This window comes from Phormidium sp. CCY1219, from assembly GCF_055795085.1.
On sequence record NZ_JAYFEQ010000956.1, the window covers coordinates 1 to 5,773 of the forward strand.

Sequence of the window (5,773 nt, forward strand, 5' to 3'; positions counted from 1 at the left end):
CCTCCATTTCCCCTGGCTCTCATCCCGACGCTCACCAAGCACGGGTAGAGCGCGGGGCTTCCCGCCGAGAAGCTAATAATCCGCCCTATACCACATTTTTAACTCGTTCCCAGGCTCCAGCCTGGGAACGCCGCTCCCGAGGCTCCGCCTCATCCAGTGGTTAGACCCAATAATCCGCTCAATACCACATTATTGCCAATTTGTCAACCCCTAAATTGAGGAAAAGTTAGGTTAATCTTGTCCCGAATCAGGGGAGTGCAACCGAGGTTGCAGCGATCGCCAATGTGGGGACAAGATTTTGCTAGCAGGTCTGTAGTGGCAAAGGGGATTAACTGGCGATCGCCTCTTCTTCCTGGGGGTCGCTGGGGGGACGAGAGTAGCGGCGATCGTCATAGTACCAGCCGCGACCGTCTCCCGAGACTCCATTGGCCACAATGCCGAGTACCTTGGTGTTAGAAGTTTGTAATTCCTCAATGGTTTGCAAAATTGCCGGACGTTCGGTTTGACCCATGCTGACCACCAGAGCGAGGCCATCGGTAGAGGCCGCCAGCATTTTGCCATCCACCACACTGAGCAGAGGAGGGGTGTCATAGATGACCAGATCGAACAGATCGTGCCATTGACGCATGAGGTTTTGCATTTTGTCGCAAGAGAGGATGCGGATGGGGTCAGGGGGGATAGCGCCCGCCGGGAGGACAAAGAGATTCGGGTCGCTTTGCGATCGCACGATCGCCTCATTCATATCCAGTTCCGTAGCGATGACCTGAGTTAAGCCCGGTTGATTGGGTAAGCCCAAACAGTGGTGAACCTGAGGCCAGCGCAGGTCAGCATCCACCAGTAAAACCCGCTGACCCATTGCGGCGGCGGCTTGCGCCAGATTGACTGCCACCGTAGACTTGCCTTCAGCCGGTGTTGCCGAAGCGATCGCCAGCGATCGCACCGGTTTGCCTGGAGTCAGGAAGCGCAGATTAGCATTGAGCGATCGGAACGCTTCCACAAAGGCATAATCGCGCGGATAATCCATCGCCGCCTCACCCTGAGAATCCATCGGCGTCACCTCCACCGCACTATCGCTCACCGGAATCGACCCAAGGATGGGCAATCGAGTCGCATCTTTCAGTTCGTCAGAACTATGGAAGACATTATCCAACCGCTCAGCCAACAATGCCGCCCCAAATCCCAGCATCAAGCCCAACATTGCCCCCAGAACCAGATTCCGGGGCAGACTGGGGGACACCGGAATCGGGTCTCCCTCTTGATTGCGCGGGATATTCGGCTCGGAAATCACTTCCCAGGGGATTTCTTTTTGCGCCGCATCCACCCGCAACCCTTCTCGTCTGGCTAGCAGTTCGTTGAGAGTCTTGGTCGCCACCTGTAATTCCCGCTGCAAGTCCGTGTACTGACGAATAATGATGGGAAAATTGTCCCGATATTCGCTTAACATTTTCGCCGCTTGGTTTAGCACTTGCGTCCGCACCTGAAGCACCTGCACTTGGCTGCTAGCTTTCACCATTTCTTGAATCAATCCCGTGCGGACCGAGTTTTGGAACGGCGCTTGGGGATTGCCCGTATTTCCCGGTAACTGTGCCCCCAACACTTCCGAAGCTTCCCGACCCAAGAGCAGTTCGATTTTTTGTCGTTCTTCCAGCAGCACTTGAAGTTGCGGGGAAGTCGGGGTAAAGCGAGTGGATTCTTGAGCGATTTTATTTTCTATTTCTTTGAGGCGATTGAGGCGAGCTTGGTAGGTGGGGGCTTCACTGAGAACCGAAGCAGCGATCGCTGTATCTTGCTCCAGCCCGATTTTTTGCCGCAGGGTATTGTAAAGCTGTTGCTGTTGAGCGAGCTGAGATTGAGCCTCTAGCAGTTGATCGTCAATTTTGGTAATTTGCTGCGCCAGTTGTTCCCCTTGAATCTGCGGCTCGATGAGATTGTACTGCTGCCGAAACTTCTGTAATTGTTCTTGCAGACTATCCACCCGCTGTCGCAACTGCGGAAGCTGGTCTTCAATAAACTGAATCCCCTGACTGATATTGCTCTTGCGGTCTTCTAAACTGTATCGCAGATAGCCATCTTTCAGGGTTTCCAACACAAACTGAATTTTTTCCGGTTCCGAATCCCGGTAACGGATTTCGATTACCTTCCCAGCCCCTTGCAATTGCTCTAGAGACAGAGGCCCTTCCTTGCCTCCGACAAGACCATTGTACTCTAATTCGGGATAGCGGGACTGGAGCTGCTGAATCAAGGGTTCCATCAGCTTTGGACTTTGTAACACCGTAATTTGGCTTTCATAATCCAGTCCTCCCCCTTGTCCCTGAAGAAAACTGGCACCTAAACCCCCAGCCATTCCAGACAGACGAGAGAATTTATCGTCGTTACTGGTGACGGGTTCGACTAAGATTTGAAACTTCCCTTCATACTCCGGCGTTTGATTGGAAGTCCAGAACCAAACACCGGCAGTCACCACCGACGCCACCCCCAGGATGACAAAAGCGCGGCGACGAATCACAGCAAATAGCTGTCCGAGATCCAGTTCTTCCTCATCTGGATCCTGGACTTCAGCCATATAAGGTACCGACACGAATTGAGGCTGGCTGTTGTTGGGGTGAAGTGGGAACGGCTGAGGATTGGGTGCGGTCTCCATCTCGATCTCTTGGTATGGTGTGGTTATCTGTATCCTAGCAGGCGGGTAAGACCCTTGTGTGTTCTTGCCTTCTCAGGTGTCTCCACTGGGGGGCAAGGGTAGAGAAAGTAGTAGGGTGGGCAATGCCTACTATCCCCTTCATTTCAAAGACATAGCGGTGTATTGCCCAAGTCGTGAAAATTTTAGAACAGAACGTTCAAGAATCGGAAGATTCCGAAAACCGAGAACACCGGACTGGTGACATCGCCAATCGTCTGCCCGATCGCGCCCAAGCGATCGCCGAGCCTCGTGAAGCCCGATCGCCCTACCACCACCACATCATTATTGCGGAGAATCGGGTTGGTTTCCTCATCCAATCCTTGGGCAAAATCAATCGGAATCGCTTGTCGCGACACCGTACCATTCGGGTTCAAGCGGATCAATTCCACCTCATCGGTTTCCGCCCGCTTGTTGTCAAAGCCGCCAGAAGCCAGAATCGCTTGGTTTAACGAAGCATTCGGCGGCAATTGGATAGTCCCGGGGTTTTTCACTTCCCCCACCACGTTAATTTGAATCCGGTTGGGAGAGAAACTAGCGGCAGCAATTTGCGGTGCTTCTGCCAAATCGATATTGCTTGCCGTTTGCACCACAATCGTATCCCCTTGTTGCAGGAGAATATCTTCGCTTAAATCCCCATCATCTAACAGTTCCCACAGATTCACCTCAATCATTTGCTGCGTGCCGTCCTTGCGTTGTCGCAGCACTTGGATTTGGCGAATATCTGCGGCGGGAGTGATGCCCCCGGCAATTTTAATCGCGCGCGTCACCGTGGGCAGCCCCACTACTGCGCCGCCGGCAGTGGGGGCGGCGAGGGTTTGCTGGTCGCCGGTGCCCGACACGTCAGACCCCGCCACCGTATAGGTTCCCGGACGGTTCACCTCGCCAACCACCGCAATGTTCAGGGGTTGTGAAGTATCGGCGGCAAAGTTAGCCGTAGCAATGCGAGCCACTTCTAAAGGATTCGGGTTTTCCGCCGTGGGCACCTCGATAGTATCCCCTTGTTGCAGGATGATATCTTCACTGAAATCCCCTTGTTCGAGCATTTCCCAGAGATTCACCACCAGGGTTTGAGACGGACCGGCTTTCGGACGACGCACCACGCGGATTTGCCGAATATCTGCCGAAAGGGTGACACCGCCTGCGGTTTGCAGGGCGCGGCTAACCGTGAGCAGCCCGCCACTTTCATCCACCCGGCTCACGGTGTAGGAACCCGGACTGGCCACTTCTCCAGACACGGCAATATTCACCGGTTGACTGGCCTCTCCGGCAAAACTGGATTCGGCTAACAGGGAGGCTTCGGCGGGGTTAAAGCCGCTTCCGGTAGGCACGACGATGGTATCCCCTTGTTGCAGGATGATATCTTGGCTGAGGTCTCCTTGCTTGAGCAGCGCCCAGAGGTTCACCGGGATGATGCGCGCCGCACCAGCTTTTGGTTGGCGCAGCACTTGAATCTGGCCAAGATCCGAGGATTGGGTAACGCCGCCTGCGGTTTGCAGGGCGCGGGTGACGGTGAGCAGTCCGCCGCTTTCATCCACCCGGGTGATGGTGTAGGAACCGGGTTGCCCCACTTCTCCCACCACGGCGATATTCACCGGTTGCGAGGGGTCGCCGGCAAAATTGGATTCTGCTAACAGGGCAGATTCAGCGGGATTGAAACCATTGCCCGTGGGAACGTAAATGGTATCGCCTTGTTGCAGGATGATGTCTTGATTGATATCGCCGCTTAGGAGTTGCCACAGGTTGACGGACAGAATTTGTGCCGGACCGGCTTTCGGTTGTCGCCGCACTTGAATCTGTCCCACTTCTGCAGATTGGGTGACGCCGCCGGCGGTTTGTAGGGCGCGGGTTAAGGTGAGCAGTCCGCCGCTTTCATCCACCCGGCTGACCGTGTAGGAACCCGGACGGTTGACTTCTCCCACCACGGCGATATTTACCGGTTGCGAGGCGTCGCCGGCAATACTGGCATCCGCCAGTTGACGGGCGGCGGCGGGGTTCAAGTTGGGGTCGGGGGGAATAAAAACGGTGTCCCCATCGCGCAAGGTGATGTCTTGACTGAGGTCTCCTAGCTGGACTAAGCTGGTTAAATCCAGGGTAATTAGTTGCGCCGGTCCGCCCCGCTGGCGGCGCAGGAGTTGGATTTGCTGGATGTTGGCCGTCGGCGTAATGCCCCCAGCCCGTTCGATCGCGCTGGTAATGGTGGGCCGTTGATTGGCTCCTTCTTGATTCATCGAAAGGGTGTAGGAGCCAGGTCGCCGCACTTCCCCCGAGATACCCACCTGTACCGGACGTCTTGCGAGCAGAGAGATGGTGAGGAATTCCGGGCGTTGCAGGTAGGGGGCATAGAGGCTTCTGAGTCGAGTAGCGGCTTGTTCCAAGGTCAGCCCTTGCACAGAGACTCTGCCCACTAGGGGTAAATTGAGGGTGCCATCCACCAGCACCAGATGCTGACCATTTTCGCCGCTGTATTCCGGCACGTTGAAAATATCGATTTGAATTCTATCTCCCGAGCCGAGGGTGTAGGCTTCTTGTAGGGGGACGCCTTGGGCGAGGAGACTCTGAGCTGGCTTCGGTGACGGGGAGGGTGCAGCGATCGCGCCTGTGGATCCGCTGATGGCCATTAACGCCGAGAGGCTCAAACTGGTAACGGGAAGGGTAAGGATGTGCGGCGACCAGCGATCGCCAAACCGGTGATTAGACATAGAAGTTATTTATTTATAATTGGCAACAGTATTGGGGAGACCCGACGAGCGATGGCTTTGCCGAGGAATGGGTTACAGTTCCCTGGCGACACACCGTCAGGAACACTCAATCTATTTTATCGTTGAAACGCTGTAGTTGACCGGAGAGCGATCGCTCGGAAAAAAGCCCCCCGCACCCTAGAAGGGTTTACTCGTTCCCAGGCTTACTCGTTCCCAGGCTTACTCGTTCCCAGGCTCAGCCTGGGAACGGGCCTCTTACTCGTTCCCAGGCTCAGCCTGGGAACGAGCCTCTGGAGGCTCTGCCTCCTGCTAGAAACAATATCGCGTCCGGAGGAATAGTTTTAAAAAGAATTGCCTGGGAACGGGCCTCTGGAGGCTCTGCCTCCTGCTAGAA

General features: G+C 55.2%; 2 protein-coding genes. Both read right to left on the reverse strand.

Going from position 1 to position 5,773, the window contains the following annotated elements; translation table 11 throughout:
• Positions 1-328: 328 nt before the first annotated feature.
• Positions 329-2,641 carry a GumC family protein gene (locus AC0QH1_RS30955; protein ID WP_324635292.1) on the reverse strand — a complete coding sequence of 771 codons (2,313 nt, stop codon included), beginning with the start codon at positions 2,639-2,641 and terminating at the stop codon, positions 329-331.
• Positions 2,642-2,823: 182 nt separating this feature from the next.
• Positions 2,824-5,379, reverse strand: a complete 2,556-nt coding sequence (locus AC0QH1_RS30960; RefSeq protein ID WP_324635293.1) for an SLBB domain-containing protein — start codon at positions 5,377-5,379, stop codon at positions 2,824-2,826.
• Between the last annotated feature and the right edge of the window lie 394 nt (positions 5,380-5,773).

Bases quoted from the DNA above. Each gene is read 5' to 3' on its own strand.
- AC0QH1_RS30955 (WP_324635292.1), bottom strand. From the start codon at position 2,641: ATGGAGACCGCACCCAATCCTCAGCCGTTCCCACTTCACCCCAACAAC.
- AC0QH1_RS30960 (WP_324635293.1), bottom strand. From the start codon at position 5,379: ATGTCTAATCACCGGTTTGGCGATCGCTGGTCGCCGCACATCCTTACC.